Here is a 19870-nt window from a genome sequence, read left to right on the forward strand (position 1 = left end):
CTACGCGAGCACCTCGGACGCCGCAACGCCCCACCGCTCGGCCCAGTCCCCGATCGGCTCCACGCCGGCCGCACGCAGGGCGTCGTGCCCCAGCACCGAGTAGGCAGGCCGCGGAGCGGGGCGCGGGAACGCGTCGCTCGTCGTCGGCTCGACCGGCGTCGACAGTCCCGCCGAGGCGACGACCCGCTGCGCGAACTCGTACCAGGACGTCTGGCCGGTCGAGGTCCCGTGATAGATCCCGGCCGGCGCCCCGGCGGCCACGAGCCGGACGACGAGCTCGGCGAGGTCGCGCGTCCACGTGGGTTGGCCCACCTGGTCGTCGACGACGGCGAGCTGGTCGCGCTCGGCCGCGAGCCGGGCCATGGTCTTCGGGAAGCAGCCACCGTGCGCCCCGTAGAGCCACGCCGTCCGGACGATCAGGTGGTCGGCCGCCTCGGCACGTGCTGCCCACTCCCCTGCCGCCTTGGTGCGTCCGTAGGCGGACCGCGGGGCGACGGGCGACTTCTCGGCGTACGGCTCGGTGGCGCCGCCGTCGAAGACGTAGTCCGTGGAGACATGCACCAGCCTTGCTCCCGCCAGGCGCGCCGCCCGCGCGACGTGGGCCGCTCCCGTCGCATTGACGGCGAACGCTTCTGCCTCGCAGGTCTCGGCGCCGTCCACGTCGGTCCAGGCGGCAGCGTTGACGACGACGTCGGCATCGGCCAGCGCTCGACGCGCGGCCTCGGGGTCCGTCACGTCGAGATCGGCGTGCCGCAGACCGACCACGTCGACGCTGGCCCTCTCGAGCACGGCGATCAGATCGCGGCCCAGCATCCCGCCGGCGCCGACGACCATCCAGCGCTGCGACTGCGAGACGGAAGGCACGCGTAGCATCCTAGGGGCCACGGAGTATCGACGCCGGGAGGTCTACCAGTGCAGTTGCGAGAGCTCGCCGTCCCTGGCGCGCTGGAGATCACGCCGCAGCAGTTCGGCGACCCGCGTGGGGTGTTCCTCGAGTGGTTCAAGGCGGGACCGTTCGCCGAGGCCGTCGGCCACCCGCTCGACCTGCAGCAGGCCAACTGCTCCGTCTCGGCCGCCGGGGTGCTCCGCGGAATCCACTTCGCCGACGTCCCGCCAGGACAGGCCAAGTACGTCACGTGCGCCAAGGGTGCGGTGCTGGACGTCGTGGTCGACGTCCGCGTGGGCTCTCCCACCTTCGGCCGTTGGGACTCGGTGCTGCTCGACGACACCGACCGGCGGGCGATCTATCTCCCCGAGGGCCTCGGGCATGCGTTCATGGCTCTGGAGGACGACTCGACGGTGCTGTACCTGTGCTCGTCGGGCTACGCGCCCGAGCGGGAGCACGGCATCCACCCGCTGGACGCGACCGTGGGCATCGAGTGGCCGACGACGGCGCGTGACGGGTCAGCGCTGACGCCGCAGCTCTCGGACAAGGACACCGCGGCGCCGAGCCTGGACGAGGCCGAACAGCAGGGCCTGCTGCCGTCGTTCGACGCGGTGAACGACTACCTGGCGACCCTGCGGGCCTGAGATCTCACTGGCCGGTCCGGGCGTACTTCGCCTCGACCGCGGCCTTGACGGGCCGCCACCACGCCTCGTGCGAGCGGTACCAGTCGACCGTCGCCTCCAGACCGGCGCGGAAGTCGGTGTAGCGCGGGGTCCAGCCGAGCTCGTCGCGCAGCTTGCTGGCATCGATCGCGTAGCGCATGTCGTGCCCCGGACGGTCGTTGACGTGCTCGAAGTCGTCGGGATCGCGGCCGAACACCTCGAGGAGCGTGCGCACCACCTGGAGGTTGTTCGTCTCACCGTCCGCGCCGATGAGGTAGGTCTCCCCGACCTTCCCGCGGTCGAGGATGGCCCAGACCGCGGCGTTGTGGTCCTCGACGTGGATCCAGTCGCGCACGTTGAGACCGGCCCCATACAGCTTGGGGCGCACGCCGTCGATCAGGTTGGTGATCTGGCGCGGGATGAACTTCTCGACGTGCTGGTAGGGCCCGTAGTTGTTCGAGCAGTTGGAGATGGTGGCCTGCACCCCGAACGAGCGCACCCAGGCCCGGACCAGCAGGTCGGAGCCCGCCTTCGTGGACGAGTACGGGCTCGACGGGTTGTAGGGCGTCTCGGGGGTGAACCTTGACGGATCGTCCAGCTCCAGGTCGCCGTAGACCTCGTCGGTGGAGATGTGGTGGAACCGCACGCCGTGCTTCCGGACGGCCTCCAGGAGCGTGTACGTCCCGACGAGGTTTGTCTGGACGAACGGCGACGGGTCGTCGAGCGAGTTGTCGTTGTGAGATTCCGCGGCGAAGTGCACGACGGCGTCCGACTCGGCCACGAGGCGGTCCACGAGGTCGGCGTCGGCCACGGAGCCCTCGGCGAAGCTGATGGCGCGGGCGACGGACGCGAGAGAAGAACGGTCGCCGGCGTAAGTGAGGGCGTCCAGCACCGTGACCTGCACGTCCGGGTGCTCACGCACCGTCTGGTGGACGAAGTTGGCGCCGATGAATCCGGCGCCGCCGGTGATGAGTACGCGCATGAGACCCGACTTCCATCGACACGAGGTGGCACCAGGCTACCGACCCGGATGCGGGCCCGGGAGCCGCTTCCTTGCCCGATATGCGACACGAAGCGGACCGAAAGCATGCCGAGGCATCTAAGATGCTCGCGATGAGCAACCCGGTTCCCGCGCAACATCCGACGTCGAGCGCGACGTCGGCCGACGTGGCGGACCTGTACACCGAGATCTTCCGCCAGCAGGCGACCTCGCTCGAGGTGGTGTCCACGGGGCGCCTCAAGCAGGTCGGTGCGCGGCCACCGATCCGACAGTACATCGGCCAGTTGTGGAGCCGGCGGCACTTCCTCTGGGCCGAGGCCCGCGCCAAGGTCACCAGCGGCACGCGCGAGACGGTGCTGGGCCAGGCGTGGATGATCATCAACCCGATCCTCAACGGGTTGGCGTACTACCTGATCTTCGGGCTGATCCTGGACACGAGCCGTGGTATCGACAACTTTCTCGGATACCTGGTGATCGGCGTCTTTCTCTTCCAGTTCACCACGCAGTGCGTGACGGGCGGCGCGAAGTCGATCCAGAGCGGACGCAACCTGATCCGCGCTTTCACTTTCCCCCGCGCGTCCCTGCCCATCTCCGTCGTGCTGCGAGGCTTGCTCAATCTGGCACCCACGATCGCAGCGATGCTGCTCCTGATCGTGCTCCTGCCCGAGGACGAGACGTGGACCACTGCCGCGCTGCTGTTCCCGCTGGTGCTCGCCCTCCAGACCTTGCTCGCCACGGGAATCACGCTGTTCTTTGCGCGGCTCACCACCGTGCTCCCCGACCTCTCGCAGCTCATCAGCGTGGGGATGCGTCTCTGGCTGTACGCCTCGGCGGTCTTCTTCTCGATCGACCGCTTCGAGCAGTACCCGTGGATCACCGGTCTCATGGAGGCCAACCCGATGTACATGGTGCTGGACGCCGCACGCGACTGCCTGCTGTACGCCACCGTTCCCGACGTGGCGACCTGGGTCGGGCTGGCGTCGTGGTCCGTCGGTGCTCTGGTGGTCGGGTTCCTCTTCTTCTGGCAGGGGGAGGAGTCCTATGGCCGAGCTTGATCAGGTCGACCCGTTCGCGCACGCGACCGTCGCGGTCCAGGACGTCCATGTGCGGTATCGGGTGCCCTCGACCGACGCCGCCGAACGCCGGCGACACACCAACCCGATCTCGCGCGCTGCACGCGCCGTGCTGGGAAACGATCCGAAGGTCCTCGTCCGGGCGCTGTCCGGCATCTCCTTCGTCGCCCGCTCCGGGGAGCAGATCGGCCTGGTAGGGCAGAACGGCTCCGGCAAGAGCACCCTGCTGCGCATCATCGCGGGACTCGAGAACCCCGCGAAGGGCAAGGTGCTCGCGGAGAGTACGCCCGTCCTCATCGGGGTCAACGCCGCACTCGTGCCCGACCTGTCGGGCGAGGAGAACATCCGACTGGGCTGCCTCGCCATGGGTCTGTCGCCTGAACAGGCGGAGGCCGCGATACCCGAGGTCAAGGAGCTGGCGGGGCTCGGCAAGTCCATCTTCCTCCCGATGAAGACCTACTCGTCCGGCATGGGAGCGCGGCTACGCTTCGCGATCGCTACCGCCGCCAACCCCCACATCCTGCTGATCGACGAGGCCCTCGCGACCGGCGACGCCGCGTTCAGGGAGCGCAGCGAAGCCCGCATGCAGGGACTCCGAGACGGTGCCGGCACCGTCTTCCTCGTGAGCCATGCGGCTCAGACCATCGAAGAGACCTGCACACGGGCCATCTGGTTGAACCACGGCCGCCTCGTCCTCGACGGCCCTGCGGAGGACGTCGCCCTGCGCTACCGCAAGTGGGCGTGGGCCGTGGCCAAGGACAAGCCGGACGAGGCCCGAACCATCATCGAGCGCGCCTTCGCCGAGCGCGAGCAGACCTACGTGCACGTCGAGGAGCCCAAGGCGCCCCGGCAGTACAACGCCCGGCACGTGCGACCGCAGAGTGCCGCCAGGCGCCAGGACAAAGGAAAGAGCTAAGACAGTGGAGTCGACGCGCCCGCGCATCATGACCGTCTACGGCACACGGCCCGAGGCGATCAAGGTAGCGCCCGTCATCAAGGCCCTGGAGGAGAGCGACTCACTTGACTCGGTCACCGTCGTGACCGGACAGCACCGCGAGATGCTCGACCAGGTGAACGAGCTGTTCGGCATCGAACCGGACCACGACCTCGACATCTTCCAGCACGGAGCGTCCCTCTCGACGATCGTCGCGCGCGTTCTTGAGCGTCTTGACCCGGTGCTGGAGAGCGAGAAGCCCGCTGCTGTGGTGGTCCAGGGCGACACCTCGACGTCCACGGCAGCTGCCCTCGCTGCCTTCCACCGCGGGATCCCGGTGGTGCACGTCGAGGCCGGCCTCCGCTCCGGCAACATCAACTCGCCCTTCCCGGAGGAGGCCAACCGCAAGATCACCTCGCAGATCGCGGCTCTCCACCTCGCGCCGACATCCACCAGCAAGGAGAACCTGGTGCGTGAGGGCGTCGCCGCGGACGACATCGTGGTGACCGGCAACACCGTCATCGACGCACTGCTGATGACCGTCGAGAAGAAGGCACCGTTCACCGACACGAACCTGGAAGACCTGGCCGACTCCGGCTGCAGGATCCTCCTCGTTACCACCCACCGCCGTGAGAACTGGGGCGGTGCGATGGAAGGTGTCGGGCGTGCGCTCGCCCGCCTGGCTCGGACGTTCCCGGATGTCGAGATCGTCCTGCCGGCCCATCGCAACCCGGTGGTCCGGCGGGCGGTCTTGCCTCACCTGGACGGCCTGTCCAACGTCACCGTGACGGAACCCCTCGCCTACGGTGAGTTCACGCGCATGCTCTCTCTCGCCACCGTGGTCCTCACCGACTCCGGCGGTGTGCAGGAAGAGGCGCCCAGCCTCGGCAAACCGGTGCTCGTTATGCGCGAGAACACGGAGCGACCGGAAGCCGTCGATGCGGGCACCGTCAAGCTCATCGGCACCGACGAGGAGCGCATCGTCGACGAGGTGACCACCTTGCTCTCGGACGCCGCCGCCTACGAGGCAATGGCGCAGGCCGTCAACCCTTACGGCGACGGCCGGAGCGCCGCGCGCTCAGAAACGTCGATCGGCCACCTGCTGGGGTCCGGCGAGCGCGCAGAAGACTGGGAAATGGAGTTCGCCCGATGAGCAAGCACCGCGTCTTCATCTACGGTTCGTGCGTTTCGCGTGACACCTTCGAGCACTTCGATCCTGAGCAGTTTGAACTGGTCCAGTATGTGGCTCGGCAGTCAGCCCTCAGTGCCTATACCCGGCCAGTCACGATGATCCAGCCACCGACGCTGGATTCACCTTTCAAACAACGCATGGTTTCCGGCGACTACGCCTCCAATCTGCAGTCACTGATTCCCGAGGCGGCTGCACAGACAGACCTAGTGCTGGTTGACCTGACCGACGAACGGCTTGGGGCCTATGTGCTGCCAGACGGATCCGTAGTGACACGTTCAACGGAGCTTATCGAGTCCGGGGCAGAGGCACGCCTGCCTGCGGGGACCCAGCATCTCCCATTCGGGAGCGATCAACACTTTCAGTACTGGTCCCAGGGCATGGATACGGTCGGGGAGCTTTTCCGGCAACACATGCCTCGCGCCGCAGTTGTCCTGCTCGACGTGCCCTGGGCAGAGTTCAGCGAAGGCGGCCATCCAACCCCAAGCAGTTTTGGAGTTTCGGCAAGCACCGCCAATCCGATCTTAAGAGCCTACATCCAGGCGGCCTCTCAGGCGCTTGGCGCGGAGGTCATCTCCCTATCTCAGGACGACGTCCTCTCGAATCCTACCCACCCGTGGGGCGACGCCCCATTCCACTACACCGAAGACGTCTATATGCGAATCGTCTGGGCGATCGCGGGCGCCGAAGGGCGGAGAATCTGGGAACAGTCCGATACCACTAGTGCAGGAGGCGAGGCCTCCTCTGCAGAACTCATGACAGGTGTCGCCAAGCCGCAGAATTCGGCCAACGCAGCGCCATCCGATCATGGCATGCCGAACCTTGTGATTGCCGGTACGCAGCAGGCTGGCGCCGAATGGATCGCCCGGCAACTAGACACCCATCCCGACTTCTTTGTCGCCAAAGGCAAGGGCAAGTCCTACTTCAACAAGCCCAACCGCCTCAAGAGCGAAAAGGAGGAGGCAGCATACCGGGGCTCATTTCAGGCCGGACAGCAGGCGGCATGGCGCGTCGACTGCACATCGGACTATTTTTGGCATTCAGAAGGAAGCCCGTTCGGACCCAAAAAACCCAATACGCCACAGAATATCAACCGGCAATGCCCGCCGGACACGAGAGTTCTCCTCGTTCTCAGAGAACCAGTGGCGCGCGCAATAGCGGCGTACTGGCACTATTTCTCGGTAGGAAAGTTGGACCCAAATAGGGGGATACTTCGCGCCTCGCCGAACTTCGGCCTTGTCGATCTCGGCTTCTACCGGCGCCACTTCGAACATTGGGCTTCGATACTGGGCGAGGATCGAATCGACGTGATCCTGTACGACGATCTTGCTAACGGGCCGCAATCGTGCATTTCGAGCATTCTGAACAGGCTTGGGGCCTCGCCACATGGGCAGCCCGACTCCGGTTCCGAATCCGCTCCACTCATACCGCAAAAGCCCTGGCTCGAGGCATTCAAGGAGCGTTCGCCCATTAGCCCTCAAGAAATCATCGCCCTCCACGAACTATATCGTCGCGATGTGGAGTTTGTTCAGAGGCTCATGGGTCGCGATCTGCCCGAATGGTCTGATCTCGATTCACTGATACGCGAAGCTCAATAGTCCATGGCATACTCGAGCCGAGTAGCGTGCTTCACGGCGCGGTCAATACCGCAGGTCAACGCCCGAGTGCCAACCGACAAGTAGACGACTGAGAGCGGGTCGTGCTCGCCACCGAAGAGCACGTCAAAGGCCACGGGATCCGGAAGATTTACCAGCGTATGACGCACGCCTGCGTAATCCCGGCACACACACCAGGGCCGCACGCTGACAGCCGCAGCCATCGACTCCCTCACCCGTGTCGTCCCTATAGCCCTCGGCGAGCTCCCCAACCTCGGCCACATCGTGAGAGCCTCGCTGCTGTCGCGCTGGCCTACTTCGATCTCCCGGCACAGGCAACGTGCGATCAATCAGCGGTTCGAACGCCTGCGCGGCTCGACCCCTCGGCTCACCACGTAGTGACCCCACATGGCGCCCGTTCATTATTGCTCGACTGGTCATTCGACAGGGTGTGGGATCGACTGAAGGAAAGTCTCCGGTGCACCTCGCGAAAGAGCGCGGCGACACGACTAGCTGATACCAAGCTTGTGCGCCCACTCCTCCACATACGCGTCTGCCGTGACCGAGAAAAAGTGCTGCATGACGCGCGACTCTGCCATCTCTCGAAGATCACGTCCTGACCATGGGACTGTACGCGCGAACTCGTCGTATACACTCCGAAGTTCACCACCGTCTTGAGTAGCCGTGGACATCTGACCAACCTCGACCCGAGAACCGAGAAAGGACGTCAGTGCATTGCTCTTGCTGGCGTTGTCAAGATCGGACCGGAGTACGATCAACTCGGAGCGGCCGTGAGTGAACGTCGCCGATCCATCGAACTCCCCTTGGAAAACGTCGATGCCGAACTGGCTACCAATCTCATGATCGAACCAAGACAGAGGCGCGCGGAAATCCACGTTACGCCATATTCGCGACGTGAGAGAACTGTCACGACACAGTGCCCGCAACTCATCCGGGCCGTCCCCCAGGCGCCTCAAACGGGCGAAACCGACCGAGAGATTTCGGGCCACCACATCACGTACCAAGCTGATGATCTTCACCGGCCTATCCGGCTCGGCCTCGAGAATTTCTCGCACCATCAATCCGTCCTGGACATGTCGCGCTGACTGACCGTCCGGCCGGCGCAACGCATTCAACGAGTCGCGCGCGATGTGGTGAATATGGAATGCCTTGGCATCCGATAACTCGGCCAATGCCCGGTGAGTCGCAGACGAACCAACCCTACCCATAGTCAGTACCAGCACAATCATGCAAGTACTCTACCTACTCAACGTCAGAATGTGAAGAGTCGGTACGGTCCTGCCTTGGATCCTCGAACGCTACGGGATGGGGCTGTCCGCCCTATACCAGTCGACGGCTTGCGAGAACAGGCTCCGAAACTCTCTGGGCGCGGGCGCAGCGTGGCCGTCTCTCTCCGAATCGTATAGATGGAACCTGATCTGCCCGTCTGCCGATGTGCCGTCCGCGCCGATGACGGACATCGCTCGCTTGAACGGAAGATAGTGGTTCCGAATATGGAAGGCGTCCGAAATATTCTGTGAGTAGAAGACCTTGGGCCGCGAGTTCGCGTCACGGTAAGCGTGAACCATATCGGTGCGCGCAGGATCGGCCTCGAAAGCATTCTCAGCGTTCCCGCCGTGTGCAATGCGGACGTAGTTTTCGACCGCGCGAGGGTGATACGCAGAGACGTCAATTTGCGGATTGAAGCAGAACACTCTCGCATCTTTGAAATGTAGAGCAGTCCTCAGCGCTGCGAAACCGCCTCCCGAGCCGCCAACAAAAATCAGCGACTTCGCGCCACTCACCTCAAGAGCTCTCTGAACAACGCTAACCATCGAGTGAATCGGATCCCAACCGGATGCCCCCAGATACCATCCGAGCCGGAGCTCAGGGCTCAGTGCCAAAGTGGGATCAGCAAACGAGACGAAGGAGTCGCCGGTACCCGTCGACGAGCCGATTCGATCAAAACGGGGATATGTGTCGGTCGGCCGCACGGCTCCATGCAGGTTGACACGGAGTACATCTGATTCTCGGAGGTCGGCGAAGTAGAACAAATCTATGTCATCGCGAATCGACGAACTGCTGACGAACCTACCCGGTGCCGCGTCGTCTCGAGCCCAGTGCGGCCTTTGCTCAGCCTCGTATCGACCTAGATCAGGTACTACCCGAGGCATCGATGCTGTAGTCAAGCGAATCATCTCCTTTGAAACCTTGATATAGACGACGCAGGAATCACAGCAGTTGATGCAACTTGACAGCAATTCGAGACCCCGCATTGCCATCCCACAGAGGCGGAACGGATCTTGGCTGAGGTACCGCTGCGAGCACCTCACCAACCGCCCGTCCGAGAGATTCTCGAGATACAAGTCGGTTTGTTCCGTGAGAAATTGTCACGGGGCGCTCTGTGTTCTCTCTGAGTGTGAGACAAGGGATGCCGAAGATCGTCGTCTCCTCCTGTACGCCGCCAGAATCGGTAATCGTTACGTTAGAACCGCGCACGAGGCTCATGAAGTCGACATAGCCTAGCGGATCAACCACGCGCACGTTAGCGTGATCATCTAGGCCGGCGCCTAGCAATCTGGCACGACCCCTCGGATGCAGAGGTAGGACGATCTCAATCACATCAGCGACCGAGTGTAGCGCGCCGACGATATTCCTGGCATCATCACTGGAATCGACGTTTGAGGGACGATGCAGCGTGGCAACCGCATATGGTTCTTCTAGGCCGAACTTCCGTTTGATCGCCGATACGTCGAAACGGTCGTGATTTCGGAGCAGCGTGTCAATCATGGGGTTGCCAACAAAGTGGATGCCCGCCTCGAGCACACCTTCGTTCAACAGATGCTCGACGGCATCCTGGCTCGTAGCGAAATGTTGGTCGCAGATCTGGTCCGTGACGATACGGTTGATCTCTTCAGGCATGCGCCGATCGAAACTGCGCAGACCAGCCTCAACGTGCGCTACAGGTATCCCCATACGTGCACCCACCAGGGCGGATGCGACGGTCGAATTGACATCGCCGTAAACAACGATCCACTTTGGCTGCAGTTCAGTGAGCAAGTATTCAAGTTCGGTCATTGCTCGGGCAATTTGCTGAATCCCGCTTCCGCCACCCGCGCCCAGATTGATGTCTGGCTCAGGGAGTTCCAACTCGCGGAAGAATACACCTGACATCTGCTCGTCGAAGTGCTGGCCCGTATGAACCAACTTTTGACTCACGTCAAGATTGGCCAGCGCACGATGAACTGGTGCGAGCTTCGGAAAGTTTGGGCGTGCACCCGCTACGTGGACCAGGTCGGTGCGCTCTGTCATTTAAATCTCTCCTAAGCGGGGTAATGATAGCGGCGCACACCTATCTCCATGCACTGAGTGGCGAACGTACCAGCGATACGAACCACGTCCTCCCAGCTGACCTCGTACCAACGGTCGGCAGCAGACGCAAGATGTCTCTCGTACACGGGACGCATAAGCGCAGTGCTTTTCCCCACAGCCACGACGAAGTCAAAGGATCTGGCGAATTGTGTGACCGAGTCTGACTCGTCATGCACAAAGAGTATTCGAGTGACGCCGTGCGGCACGGTCGACGCTGCTACGCGGGAAGCGAGCACCTGGGATTCCCATCCGCCCCAGAGTTTCCTCAACTCTAGGACATTCCATCGCGCCCGACGCGCGAGCCCAGTCAGTACCGCGGGGACATCGAAGTCAGCTTCGAGCAAGAAGACAGCAGACACCTCACCCAATCGATCGGTCGCCACAACGCTGTGTTCAGACGTGCTCGTCCTGACGTAAGACTCGCCAAGTCCATCGCCGTGCGCCGCCCAAGCACGCCAGGAAGGCCACACCGCACCGTCCGGATCGCTAGTCGAGTCCGCGCTCGTCCTCGGGACATTCGAAGCGGCTAGTCCGTGCCGGACGAGATCTGGGACCAGCGATCCCTGCTCATCACGTAGCAGCAGACCAGCGGCGCCATAACGCTCAAGCACCCACGCTAAAGACTCTAGTACGTAGTCTTCCCAATCGACCTTACCCTCAAGGATCCAGTTCGCCTCCGAGACTACACTTTCGACCGGGAACCCGTAAGGCCGGACAGCTTTGTAGATGTCCGAGTCTGTGAATAGAAGCACGCGAAACTTGTCGAGCATGGATTGAGCCCGGTATAGCTCGCGCAGCGATTCGACAACCTCCGAGCTCTTCAGGTCGAAGAACGGGACCACGTAGATTGGTAGTTCGGCAACCGACGGATCATGTGCTGCGTCAATCTGAATACGCGTACTGCGCATGACGTCATATCGCTGGCGATTCTTCTGAATCAGATTAGCAACAGGTTGAAAGTCATGGTACAAGGGTTGCTTCGCTTTGCTCATCGATATCGCCTCAACAGCTCGACTATTGCGTCCGCCGCGGTATGGGATCCATTGCGGACGACGATGTCATCCGCGCGCTCACTCATTGAGCTTCGTACATGACTGCTTGACATCGCAAGTACACTCTCTCTGATCGCCAATTCGGTGGGATCTTGAAGCGTAATTCCAAGGCCACTCTCACCTGCAAATTCACCGCGCGCAGCTTGGTCATCGGTGATTGTATGTTGGTTTGGAACCCAGATCGTCGGCAAGCCAGCAGTTATCCACTCATGGAAAGAATTGTAACCAGTGGCGGAGACGGCAAAATCGAAGGCGTTCGCGTACCTCGCCAGAGGAAAGACCGATACAGAGAATCCAGTATCTCTACCCTGTTTCTCCGAAATTGGAGCGCTAGTGGTGACCGCTTTCCATTCGGGGCCAAGGGCTTCGATTTCACTCACAAAGGTGCGCTGCACATCGGCGATATCGTTGATGTTTCCTGCGCCGAGCGTCACAAGAGCTAGTCGACCGTGGGCGGGCAGCTCTAGTTCCGCGCGCGCCTCATCGCGGCCAAGAATTTCATTCTTGGATATAACGGTGATCGGCGCCACCTTTACGGCACCATCGACCTTGGTCGTTGCGCCGCGGTCCTTCTCCGCCGCATAGTCTCCGGGCTCGATGACCAAGTCAAACGGATGCGCTTTTTCAAGTTGCTCCGGAGTGATGTGTGGCTTCCACATGCCGCGGCGTACCCATACTGAGCGGACCCCGGCACGTCGTATGGCGCGGACCAGTCCTCCATATGGCCACACTCCATCGAACACGACAACTTCTGGTTGGTGGGTCTCGATTGCGCGGCTTATCCGCTCGTCGCAATAGTCGTTCCACTCACCCGGGGGGTTCCGCAGTGCACTGCGGAACGGAACATACTCGTAGCTAAACCCGAACTGGCTGACCACAGGGACGCCCTGCGACAGAGACACGAATACTGGTTCGGCACGATCGGCGATTGCACGTGCGATCCCCAGCTCGCGAGTCAAATGGCCCATGCCCGCGCCGTTACTGGTCATGAACATCACCACGGGCCGTCGTGCTAATTCGTCTCGGCTTACGTCGGCCCCGTCCGCCGATGTCGCCGGCTTCGCGCTCACACCGAGGCGTCGCGCCAACGCAGTTCGGTAGAATGAATCGCGGAGGGTCGCGACCTCTTTCGACTTCTCGAACGCTCCGTCCGGCTTGCCGTAATCCTGCAGTACCTTCGCGAGGTTGCCGTCGTCGAAAGTCAGACCGTCCCAATGGATCCTGTCTGCGGCACTCGAAGGTAGGACGACATCCGTGCCATTCTGCAACGCCCCAAGGATCACCGTCTCCCAATCCGGCTGAGTGGTGATGTCCGGGGATGCGACCCAAAGACGGACACTACTTTCTTGTCTGGCTGCAGATGCGCTCGCCAAGTCTTCAAGTTCACTGCGAAACCCGAGCACAGTCATGCCGAGCCAATCGACGGCGGAATCGTGGGGAGGAACCTGTCTTATTGAGTAGTCGAGCCAGTTGTAATCAAATACACGCCCTTCAAGGGTTGTCAAAGATTCTACTTCGCTACGGATCGTAGTGTCGATTGGGTGCCAGATCGGCGCGACTCCTGTCGCGCGCTGAAGAAGTTGATCAACATCTTCGGCCCGATATGGCGATACAGGATTGTCCTGGCTTTGATTTGCGACAACGTGGACGCGGTGGGCGTTGATCAGGCTCTGCATCCTGATCGTCTCAGGAATGAGCCCCGGTTGCCGCAATACGAGCGATTGGGTCGTGGCCGGTTCGTCAGGCGCAAGGACGTGGATTCGGTGGCTCGTGACCACGTCTAAAATTTTCTCGTTCCAAGGAGTAGACCGACGAAATCGACTGGTCCTCATGGGATAGATCGCTACTTGCATCCCTGCTCTAGCAGCCTGGTCGATTTCCTCTGCCAATCTCCTACCGGCACCGCCGGCGAAACGCATCTCGCCAGCGAAAACAATATCAAAAGACTTCAACCTGCTCGCCCTCCAGGACCTTCGGCCACGTTTGTTCCGTGCGAGCTCAGTAGTTTACTTCTAATCGCATCGCGCGTGGAAGCTGCGCGCTCGGATTCTTCATCAACCCAGAGCGCAACTCGTTCGATCGTCGCGGCAGATTCGCCAGCGTTCTTGTCGAGCTCCTTGAGCCTGCTGACGACCTGTTCGTAGTCTGCAAGTTCCTGCGCATGGGCAGAATGCAACTGCCTGAGGAGAGACACGTCTGCTCTCCTGGCTGCTTCGGCTGCTTCTTTTGCAAGGTCGCGCATACGGCGGTCTCGTCTAGCGAACGACCGTGCGTCTCGATCGCTCATGACCAACTGGAAACTACTTGTTGCGACGACCAGACCGATGAGGAGCCCTTCCACCTCGACACGGGACCCATTCGTCACAAGGATGGCAGCTAGAACGATCAGAGCGATAGCGGCCATGAAGGTTCGGATTCCGACAAAGGGTCGGACTCTCGACGCCAGGATTTCTGTCCTCAAATGGTTCACTTGCAGATTCCCCGAGTGTCGATGATTATTCCGCGGGTCGATACCTGGCCGTTCGCCACTCGCTCCTTGAACTCCGTGTGGTCGACGAGCACCACGGTCACATCGGCGACCTCAGATGCGTGGGCGAGCGGGGCCAGCCGGACGTTGCGCCGGTTCGCGAGCTCTGCAGGCAACGCGTCGATGTGCGGCTCGACGACTACCACCGCCGCGTTCGGCAGCCGGTCCGCCAGGTCGGCGACGATCTTGCGGGCGGGCGACTCGCGAAGGTCGTCAATGTCGGCCTTGAACGCCAGACCGAGCGCCGCGATCGTCGGCGATTCGATGCCCGCAGCAGCCTTCTCGACCTGCTCGATGACCCACTGCGGCTTGCTGTCGTTCACCTCACGCGCAGTCCGGATGAGCTTCGCCTGCTCCGGGTCCGCGTCCACGATGAACCAGGGGTCGACGGCGATGCAGTGCCCACCGACGCCAGGTCCGGGCTGGAGGATGTTGACCCGAGGGTGGTGGTTCGCGAGCCGGATCAGTTCCCACACGTCGATGCCGAGCTTGTCCGCGATGAGCGAGAGTTCGTTGGCGAACGCGATGTTGACGTCTCGGAACGAGTTCTCGACGAGCTTCGCCATCTCGGCAGTCACATCATCGGTCAGCAGGATCTCGCCCTGGCAGAAGATGGCGTAGAGGTCCTTGGCCATCTGAGCGGCCTCAGCCGTGAGACCCCCGACGATCCGGTCGTTCGTGACGAGCTCGATCATGACCCGACCGGGCAGCACGCGCTCAGGGCAGTGCGCCACGTGAATCTGAGCCGTGCCGGGCGCACCGTCCAGGCTCAGATCGGGCCGCGCGGCGATAACCCACTCGGCCATCTTGCGGGTGGCGCCGGGAGGGGAGGTGGACTCGAGGATGAGCAGCTCGCCGCCGCTCAGCTGGGGGGCGACGGCTGCCACGGCCGCCTTGATGTAGGAGAGATCGGGCTCGTAGCCGTCCTGGAATGGTGTCGGCACGGCGATGATGAACGCGTCCGCCGGCTCCGGTGTGTTGGTCGCCCGCAGCGTGCCGTGCTGCACCGCCCCGCCGACGTAGGTGGCGAGGTCCGGCTCCACGAACGGCACGTCGCCGCGGTTGATCGCCTCGATCGTGCGCTCGTTGATATCGACACCCACCACCTTGACGTCCTTCGACGCCAAGATGGCGGCGGTCGGCAGGCCGATGTAGCCCAGGCCGACCACACCGACGGTGTTGATCTCCATCAGAAAACCCCGCTCAGATGAGGACGTGCCGCTCGGCATGTCCATAGAAGGTGACCTCACCGCTCGCCAGCAGCTCGGCATCGGATACCGTCCAGGTATGCCGGCCGGAGCCAGCACGCATCTGGACGAAGTTGAAGCGGTCGGCGGAGTAGATCCGCACTCCCGACTCCCCTGCCCCCTGCAGGAACCCGGTGTCTTCGCCCGTCCTCGTCTCGGCGAACCGCACCGCAGCCGCGACATCACGCCGCGCCACGATGGTCGGGCCCATGACGAAGTCGGTCAACCGATGCTCACGCTCCGAGAACCGGAGCAGCGTCGCGTCGTGCGCCTCGAGGTACATGTAGTGGGCCTGCTTGCCCACCACCTCGGCGCCCGAGTAATCCATGGCATAGAGCTGGTCGCTCAGGTACTGCGGCCCATACACGTCGTCGTCGTCCATCTTGGCGACCACGTCACCGTCTGCGGCGTCGACCAGGCGGTTCAGGCAAGCGCCCAGCGGCACCTCGGCATCGGCATGCAGGAGGACCAGATCCTCGACGCCGGCCTTCTTGGCCTGCAGCCGCAGCTCCGCCTCGCTCGGCAGCTCGAAGCCGTGGGCGAGCAGCGCGAGCTGCACATCCACTCCGGTCTGAGAGCCGACGGACGCCAGCACGTGGTCGAGCTGGTGCGGGCGGTTCGTCGAGACGAGCGCGGTCACGCGCGGTCGCGGCACCACCGAGGACTGTGCCAGGCCGACGTCGTGCAGCATGCGCTGCGCGCGTGTGCCGTAGGTGTGCTCACGCCAGATGCGGCGCTGGCCCAGGTGGACCGCGCGGTCGCGCAGCTCGCGGGAGCGGACCAGGGCGCGGGCGGTGCTCGCAGACTCGTCACGGGTGCTGACGGCGAACACCTCGTCGCCGGGGAAGAACTCGGCGGTAGCGGCACTCGGAGTGGTCACCACCGGGGTGCCGCAGGCGGTGATCTCGAAGATCCGCCGGGCGCACATGCTCGGGGAGTCCACCACCGAGTTCACGTTGAGGAACACCTTGTAGTCGCGGTAGGCGGCGAGCATCTGCTCGTACGGGAGCGATCCCACCACCCGGGACGCGAACGGCTGGGGGAACTCGTACTGGTCACCCTTGCCCTGGAACCGGGAGTAGATCTCCAGCCCGTGCTCCATACGCCCCGAGACGTCGAGAGCGCCGCCGAGCAGCAGCTCCATCTGCTCGCGACGTTCCGGGTACTTGTGGGCGAACCACGTGCCCGCGAAAGCGATGTCGCGTTCCGGGCCGGCACCGTGGGTGCGCATCGGGTTGTGGATCGCGGGCTGCGCACCGAAGGCCAGCACGTCCACGCGATCGTGGCCCAGCACCTCGCGGTAGGCCTCGATCCGGTTGACGTCCGTGGTGTACACCCGGTCGAAGAGCGACGCCGTCTCGAGAAAGTCTTCGAAGTGGGCCGGGTCCTCCTTGTTCCAGAAGACCGTGGGGATCCCTCGCTCGCGGCACGCGGCGAGCATCTCCACCACGGCCGGGCGTGGCGCTGTCGGCCCCGTGAGGTGGTACTGCCACGCCCCGCCGTTGCCGTTCCAGGCGGACTCGACGAACACGAGGTCTAGTCCGTCGAGCTGCTCCGACCAGGAAGTCGGCTTGAGGAGCACCTGCTCCCACTCGTAGCCGAACGCCAGGCGGGAGAAGTCGTCGAGGATCACGCCGACCCGCAGCGACCGCGCGGGGTCGCGCCGGGGAGCCGCCCACGGCTCGTAGATCAGACCGTCCCGGGTGGTCCGAGCGCCGGCCGCGGACTGGACGCCCATCATGCGTCGCCGGCGGATGAACTGACGGACCTGGGCAGGTCCCCCGTGGCGGAGGTGCCAGAACGCTGCACGTGCGGTGTGCAGACGTCGGCGAACTGCCACGCGCATAGATCTCCCCATAGTCCTGCTGATCGTTGGCCCGGGAAATCGTAACGGCAACGCCCGGAGAAATGAACCGTCTTGGCCACAACTTGGCAACGATCCGGTGCGTATTTCACCCGCAAACGGGGCGTACCTCGCAGTCTCGGCACGCCCCGCCCACGGTTCAGCCGCCGATCAACGACTCCAGCGGCTCCAGCAGGAAGTAGACGACGAACATCGCCGCGGCCACCCACATGAGCCAGTGGATCTGGCGGATCTTGCCCAGCGCGAGCTTGATGACGACGAACGCGATGAAGCCCGCGCCGATGCCGTCCGCGATCGAGTAGGTGAACGGCATGACCACGATCGTGAGGAACGCCGGGATGGCGATCTCGACGTTCTTCCAGGAGATCGAGGCCACCTGCATCATCATCAGGTAGCCCACGAACACGAGTGCCGGGGCCGCCGCCTCGTACGGCACGAGGCCCACGAGCGGGGACAGGAACGTCGCGGCGAGGAACGCCAGACCCGTCACCACGGAGGCCAGGCCGGTGCGGGCGCCGTCGCCCACGCCCGACGTCGACTCGACGTAGGCCGTGTTGGAGGACACCGAGCCCACGCCACCGGCGACGGCGGCCAGGGAGTCGACCACCAGGATCGCGCGGGTCTTGGGCGGGTTGCCCTTGGCGTCGAGCAGGCCCGCCTCCGAACCGACCGCAACCATCGTCCCCATCGTGTCGAAGAAGTCGGCGATGAGCAGCGAGAACACCAGCAGGATCACGGTGACGAAGGCGATCGACTCGAACGAGCCGAGCAGGGAGAACTGCCCGAGGAGGCCGAAGTCGGGGACCGTCGCCACGCCGTCGTAGGTGGGGGCGTTGAGGTTGAAGCCGTTCGGGTTGGAGCCGTCAGGCTGCTTGGCCCCGATGTTCAGCGTGTTCTCGAGGATGACGGCGAGCACCGTCGCCGTGGCGATGGCGATGAACATCGCACCGCGCACCTTGCGGACGAACAGGATGATGACCAGCAGGAGCCCGACGACGAAGACGAGGATCGGCCAGGTGCCGAGGTAGCCCAGTGCGAGCGGCGTGCCCTCGCCCGGCACCACGAAGCCCGCGTTGACGAACCCGATCAGCGCGATGAACAGGCCGATGCCCACGCTGATCGCCGTCTTGAGCTCGAGCGGCACCGCGTTGAACACCGCCTCGCGGAACCCGGTGAGCACCAGGACCAGGATGATCACGCCCTCGATGACCACCAGGCCCATCGCGTCGGCCCACGTGACGTCCGGCAGGCTCGCGATCGAGTAGGCCACCACGGCGTTCAGGCCGAGACCCGCCGCCAGGGCGAGGGGGAAGTTGGCGAACACACCCATCGCGATCGTCACCACACCGGCGACCAGCGCCGTCGCCGCCGCGACCATCCCCAGGTTCGGCGCGTCTCCCCCGCCGAGGAACGCTCCCGTGCCGTCCGGGACGGTGCCGATGATCAGCGGGTTCAGCACGATGATGTAGCTCATCGCGAAGAACGTCACGAGGCCGCCCCGGACCTCCCTGCCGACGGTCGAGCCACGCTCGGTGATCTTGAAGAACCGGTCGATCGCGCTGGACCCCTGGACGGGCGCGCTGGTCTGGTTGGCCATGGGCACCTATGTTGCCAGAGTTGTGAAGGTTCTCAGGAGAGGATCCTTCACGCTTTGTGTAGGTTCGTCCAGACAAGGAGGTCCGATGACTGACCAGAACGAGACCGACGCCTCACCGACACCGCTGGATGACGTGCCGTGGGCTGACGTCGCCGCGCTACGTGCCGAGGTCGCCGAGCTGACGGCAGTCGTGGGCGATGTGAGTAAGCGAGTTCGCCAGATGCAGCGCGTGCTCACCATCGTGAACCGGCAGACGCGGGAGATGCCCGCCGATTTCCAAGCCATCCAAGAATTTCTCGCCCGCTTTCCACCGCGTGCGGCCTTGCCTGCGGTCGGCGGCTGGGCGATGGAACCGAGTGCACTGCTGTGGATGGTCGAGCACATTGCGCGGCAGCGCACCGGACTGGTGGTGGAGTGCGGATCTGGCACCTCCACCGTGTGGCTCGCCCGTGCGTTGCAGGAGACAGGTGGTCGCCTCGTCACCTTCGAGCACTCGGAGGAGTTCCTCGCAGTCACCCAGGCGCAGCTCGAGGCCCACGCCGTGGCAGACGTGGTCGACCTCCGACATGCACCGCTGGTCCCAACACAGACGGAGCGCGGCGAGTTCTCCTGGTACGACGTCGACACCGCTGGCCTCGATGAGATCGGCCTGCTGCTGGTCGACGGACCGCCCGGAAACACTGGTCCTCTCGCCCGCTATCCCGCTGTCCCAACGTTTGCCGGACACCTGGCGGAAGGCGCCGTCGTCGTCGTCGACGACACGTCGCGGCGCGACGAGCGCGACATGGTCGACCACTGGTTGTCCGAGCAGCCCCGGCTCCGGCGAGACCGGCAGCTAGGGCTCAACACGGAGGTCCTCCGCGTCGAGTGAA

The 19870-nt window shown here is 63.6% G+C and carries 17 protein-coding genes; 6 read left to right on the plus strand and 11 right to left on the minus strand.

Features of this window, described 5'->3' with window-relative positions:
• Complete coding sequence (gene rfbD / locus BCL65_RS05580) at positions 1 to 873, minus strand: dTDP-4-dehydrorhamnose reductase (protein WP_106266027.1); 873 nt, start codon at positions 871 to 873, stop codon at positions 1 to 3.
• A 39-nt stretch (positions 874 to 912) separates the two neighbouring features.
• On the opposite strand from rfbD, the gene rfbC reads away from it, so the two are divergent.
• The gene (gene rfbC, locus BCL65_RS05585) at positions 913 to 1530 is read left to right on the plus strand and encodes a dTDP-4-dehydrorhamnose 3,5-epimerase (protein ID WP_106266029.1); all 618 of its coding nucleotides are present in this window, start codon (positions 913 to 915) and stop codon (positions 1528 to 1530) included.
• A gap of 4 nt (positions 1531 to 1534) precedes the next feature.
• On the opposite strand, the gene rfbB is transcribed toward rfbC, so the two are convergent.
• Entirely contained in the window at positions 1535 to 2530 is a 996-nt protein-coding gene (gene rfbB, locus BCL65_RS05590) for a dTDP-glucose 4,6-dehydratase (protein WP_106266030.1), read from the minus strand.
• 131 nt (positions 2531 to 2661) lie between these two features.
• On the opposite strand from rfbB, the gene BCL65_RS05595 reads away from it, so the two are divergent.
• Genes BCL65_RS05595 through BCL65_RS17755 form a run of 4 tightly spaced genes read left to right on the plus strand, consistent with a single transcriptional unit; the run spans position 2662 to position 7342 of the window.
• Positions 2662 to 3603 carry an ABC transporter permease gene (locus BCL65_RS05595; protein ID WP_106266438.1) on the plus strand — a complete coding sequence of 314 codons (942 nt, stop codon included), beginning with the start codon at positions 2662 to 2664 and terminating at the stop codon, positions 3601 to 3603.
• On the plus strand, positions 3590 to 4537 hold the full coding sequence (locus BCL65_RS05600) for an ABC transporter ATP-binding protein (RefSeq protein WP_106266032.1): 948 nt from the start codon (positions 3590 to 3592) through the stop codon (positions 4535 to 4537). Before BCL65_RS05595 ends, BCL65_RS05600 begins: the two co-directional genes overlap by 14 nt.
• 28 nt (positions 4538 to 4565) lie before the next feature.
• The gene (gene wecB / locus BCL65_RS05605; protein ID WP_106266440.1) at positions 4566 to 5708 is read left to right on the plus strand and encodes a non-hydrolyzing UDP-N-acetylglucosamine 2-epimerase; all 1143 of its coding nucleotides are present in this window, start codon (positions 4566 to 4568) and stop codon (positions 5706 to 5708) included.
• On the plus strand, positions 5705 to 7342 hold the full coding sequence (locus BCL65_RS17755; RefSeq protein WP_125206488.1) for a DUF6270 domain-containing protein: 1638 nt from the start codon (positions 5705 to 5707) through the stop codon (positions 7340 to 7342). The genes wecB (BCL65_RS05605) and BCL65_RS17755 overlap by 4 nt, the downstream gene beginning before the upstream one ends.
• 506 nt (positions 7343 to 7848) lie before the next feature.
• Here BCL65_RS17755 and BCL65_RS05610 read toward each other — a convergent pair.
• The 9 genes from BCL65_RS05610 to BCL65_RS05635 all read right to left on the minus strand — a co-directional run bounded on the left by BCL65_RS05610 (position 7849) and on the right by BCL65_RS05635 (position 18998).
• Positions 7849 to 8589: a putative capsular polysaccharide synthesis family protein gene (locus tag BCL65_RS05610; RefSeq protein ID WP_106266034.1), complete on the minus strand. Its 741-nt coding sequence runs from the start codon at positions 8587 to 8589 to the stop codon at positions 7849 to 7851.
• A 69-nt stretch (positions 8590 to 8658) separates the two neighbouring features.
• Positions 8659 to 9333, minus strand: a complete 675-nt coding sequence (locus BCL65_RS17760; protein ID WP_125206489.1) for a hypothetical protein — start codon at positions 9331 to 9333, stop codon at positions 8659 to 8661.
• Positions 9334 to 9571: 238 nt separating this feature from the next.
• Positions 9572 to 10651: a non-hydrolyzing UDP-N-acetylglucosamine 2-epimerase gene (gene wecB, locus BCL65_RS05620; protein WP_106266037.1), complete on the minus strand. Its 1080-nt coding sequence runs from the start codon at positions 10649 to 10651 to the stop codon at positions 9572 to 9574.
• An 11-nt stretch (positions 10652 to 10662) separates the two neighbouring features.
• Positions 10663 to 11703 (minus strand): hypothetical protein, encoded by a 1041-nt coding sequence (locus tag BCL65_RS17765; protein WP_125206490.1) that lies wholly within the window; start codon positions 11701 to 11703, stop codon positions 10663 to 10665.
• Positions 11700 to 13439 carry a hypothetical protein gene (locus BCL65_RS17770; protein ID WP_125206491.1) on the minus strand — a complete coding sequence of 580 codons (1740 nt, stop codon included), beginning with the start codon at positions 13437 to 13439 and terminating at the stop codon, positions 11700 to 11702. The genes BCL65_RS17765 and BCL65_RS17770 overlap by 4 nt, the downstream gene beginning before the upstream one ends.
• 272 nt (positions 13440 to 13711) lie before the next feature.
• Positions 13712 to 14104: a hypothetical protein gene (locus BCL65_RS17775; RefSeq protein WP_125206492.1), complete on the minus strand. Its 393-nt coding sequence runs from the start codon at positions 14102 to 14104 to the stop codon at positions 13712 to 13714.
• Positions 14105 to 14229: 125 nt separating this feature from the next.
• Positions 14230 to 15480, minus strand: coding sequence for a UDP-N-acetyl-D-mannosamine dehydrogenase (gene wecC / locus BCL65_RS05625; protein ID WP_181340717.1), 1251 nt, complete (start codon positions 15478 to 15480; stop codon positions 14230 to 14232).
• 13 nt (positions 15481 to 15493) lie between these two features.
• Entirely contained in the window at positions 15494 to 17275 is a 1782-nt protein-coding gene (locus tag BCL65_RS05630) for a glycosyltransferase family protein (RefSeq protein ID WP_243400823.1), read from the minus strand.
• 265 nt (positions 17276 to 17540) lie between these two features.
• On the minus strand, positions 17541 to 18998 hold the full coding sequence (locus BCL65_RS05635) for an NCS2 family permease (RefSeq protein WP_106266041.1): 1458 nt from the start codon (positions 18996 to 18998) through the stop codon (positions 17541 to 17543).
• An 85-nt stretch (positions 18999 to 19083) separates the two neighbouring features.
• Here BCL65_RS05635 and BCL65_RS05640 point away from each other — a divergent pair, with 85 nt between their 5' ends.
• Entirely contained in the window at positions 19084 to 19869 is a 786-nt protein-coding gene (locus tag BCL65_RS05640; RefSeq protein WP_165799951.1) for a class I SAM-dependent methyltransferase, read from the plus strand.
• The last annotated feature ends 1 nt before the right edge of the window (position 19870 follow it).

Origin of the sequence: Isoptericola halotolerans (assembly GCF_003003075.1) — a bacterium.
GTDB classification, from domain to species: domain Bacteria; phylum Actinomycetota; class Actinomycetes; order Actinomycetales; family Cellulomonadaceae; genus Isoptericola; species Isoptericola halotolerans_A.

Excerpts from the sequence above, each read along its gene's own strand:
- BCL65_RS05600 (WP_106266032.1), top strand. The coding sequence starts at position 3,590 with ATGGCCGAGCTTGATCAGGTCGACCCGTTCGCGCACGCGACCGTCGCG.
- BCL65_RS05595 (WP_106266438.1), top strand. The coding sequence starts at position 2,662 with ATGAGCAACCCGGTTCCCGCGCAACATCCGACGTCGAGCGCGACGTCG.
- rfbB (WP_106266030.1), bottom strand. The coding sequence starts at position 2,530 with ATGCGCGTACTCATCACCGGCGGCGCCGGATTCATCGGCGCCAACTTC.
- BCL65_RS05610 (WP_106266034.1), bottom strand. The coding sequence starts at position 8,589 with ATGATTGTGCTGGTACTGACTATGGGTAGGGTTGGTTCGTCTGCGACT.
- BCL65_RS05640 (WP_165799951.1), top strand. The coding sequence starts at position 19,084 with ATGACTGACCAGAACGAGACCGACGCCTCACCGACACCGCTGGATGAC.
- BCL65_RS05630 (WP_243400823.1), bottom strand. The coding sequence starts at position 17,275 with ATGGGCGTCCAGTCCGCGGCCGGCGCTCGGACCACCCGGGACGGTCTG.
- rfbD (WP_106266027.1), bottom strand. The coding sequence starts at position 873 with ATGCTACGCGTGCCTTCCGTCTCGCAGTCGCAGCGCTGGATGGTCGTC.
- wecB (WP_106266440.1), top strand. The coding sequence starts at position 4,566 with ATGACCGTCTACGGCACACGGCCCGAGGCGATCAAGGTAGCGCCCGTC.
- BCL65_RS17755 (WP_125206488.1), top strand. The coding sequence starts at position 5,705 with ATGAGCAAGCACCGCGTCTTCATCTACGGTTCGTGCGTTTCGCGTGAC.
- wecB (WP_106266037.1), bottom strand. The coding sequence starts at position 10,651 with ATGACAGAGCGCACCGACCTGGTCCACGTAGCGGGTGCACGCCCAAAC.
- BCL65_RS05635 (WP_106266041.1), bottom strand. The coding sequence starts at position 18,998 with ATGGCCAACCAGACCAGCGCGCCCGTCCAGGGGTCCAGCGCGATCGAC.
- BCL65_RS17770 (WP_125206491.1), bottom strand. The coding sequence starts at position 13,439 with ATGCAGAGCCTGATCAACGCCCACCGCGTCCACGTTGTCGCAAATCAA.
- wecC (WP_181340717.1), bottom strand. The coding sequence starts at position 15,480 with ATGGAGATCAACACCGTCGGTGTGGTCGGCCTGGGCTACATCGGCCTG.
- BCL65_RS17765 (WP_125206490.1), bottom strand. The coding sequence starts at position 11,703 with ATGAGCAAAGCGAAGCAACCCTTGTACCATGACTTTCAACCTGTTGCT.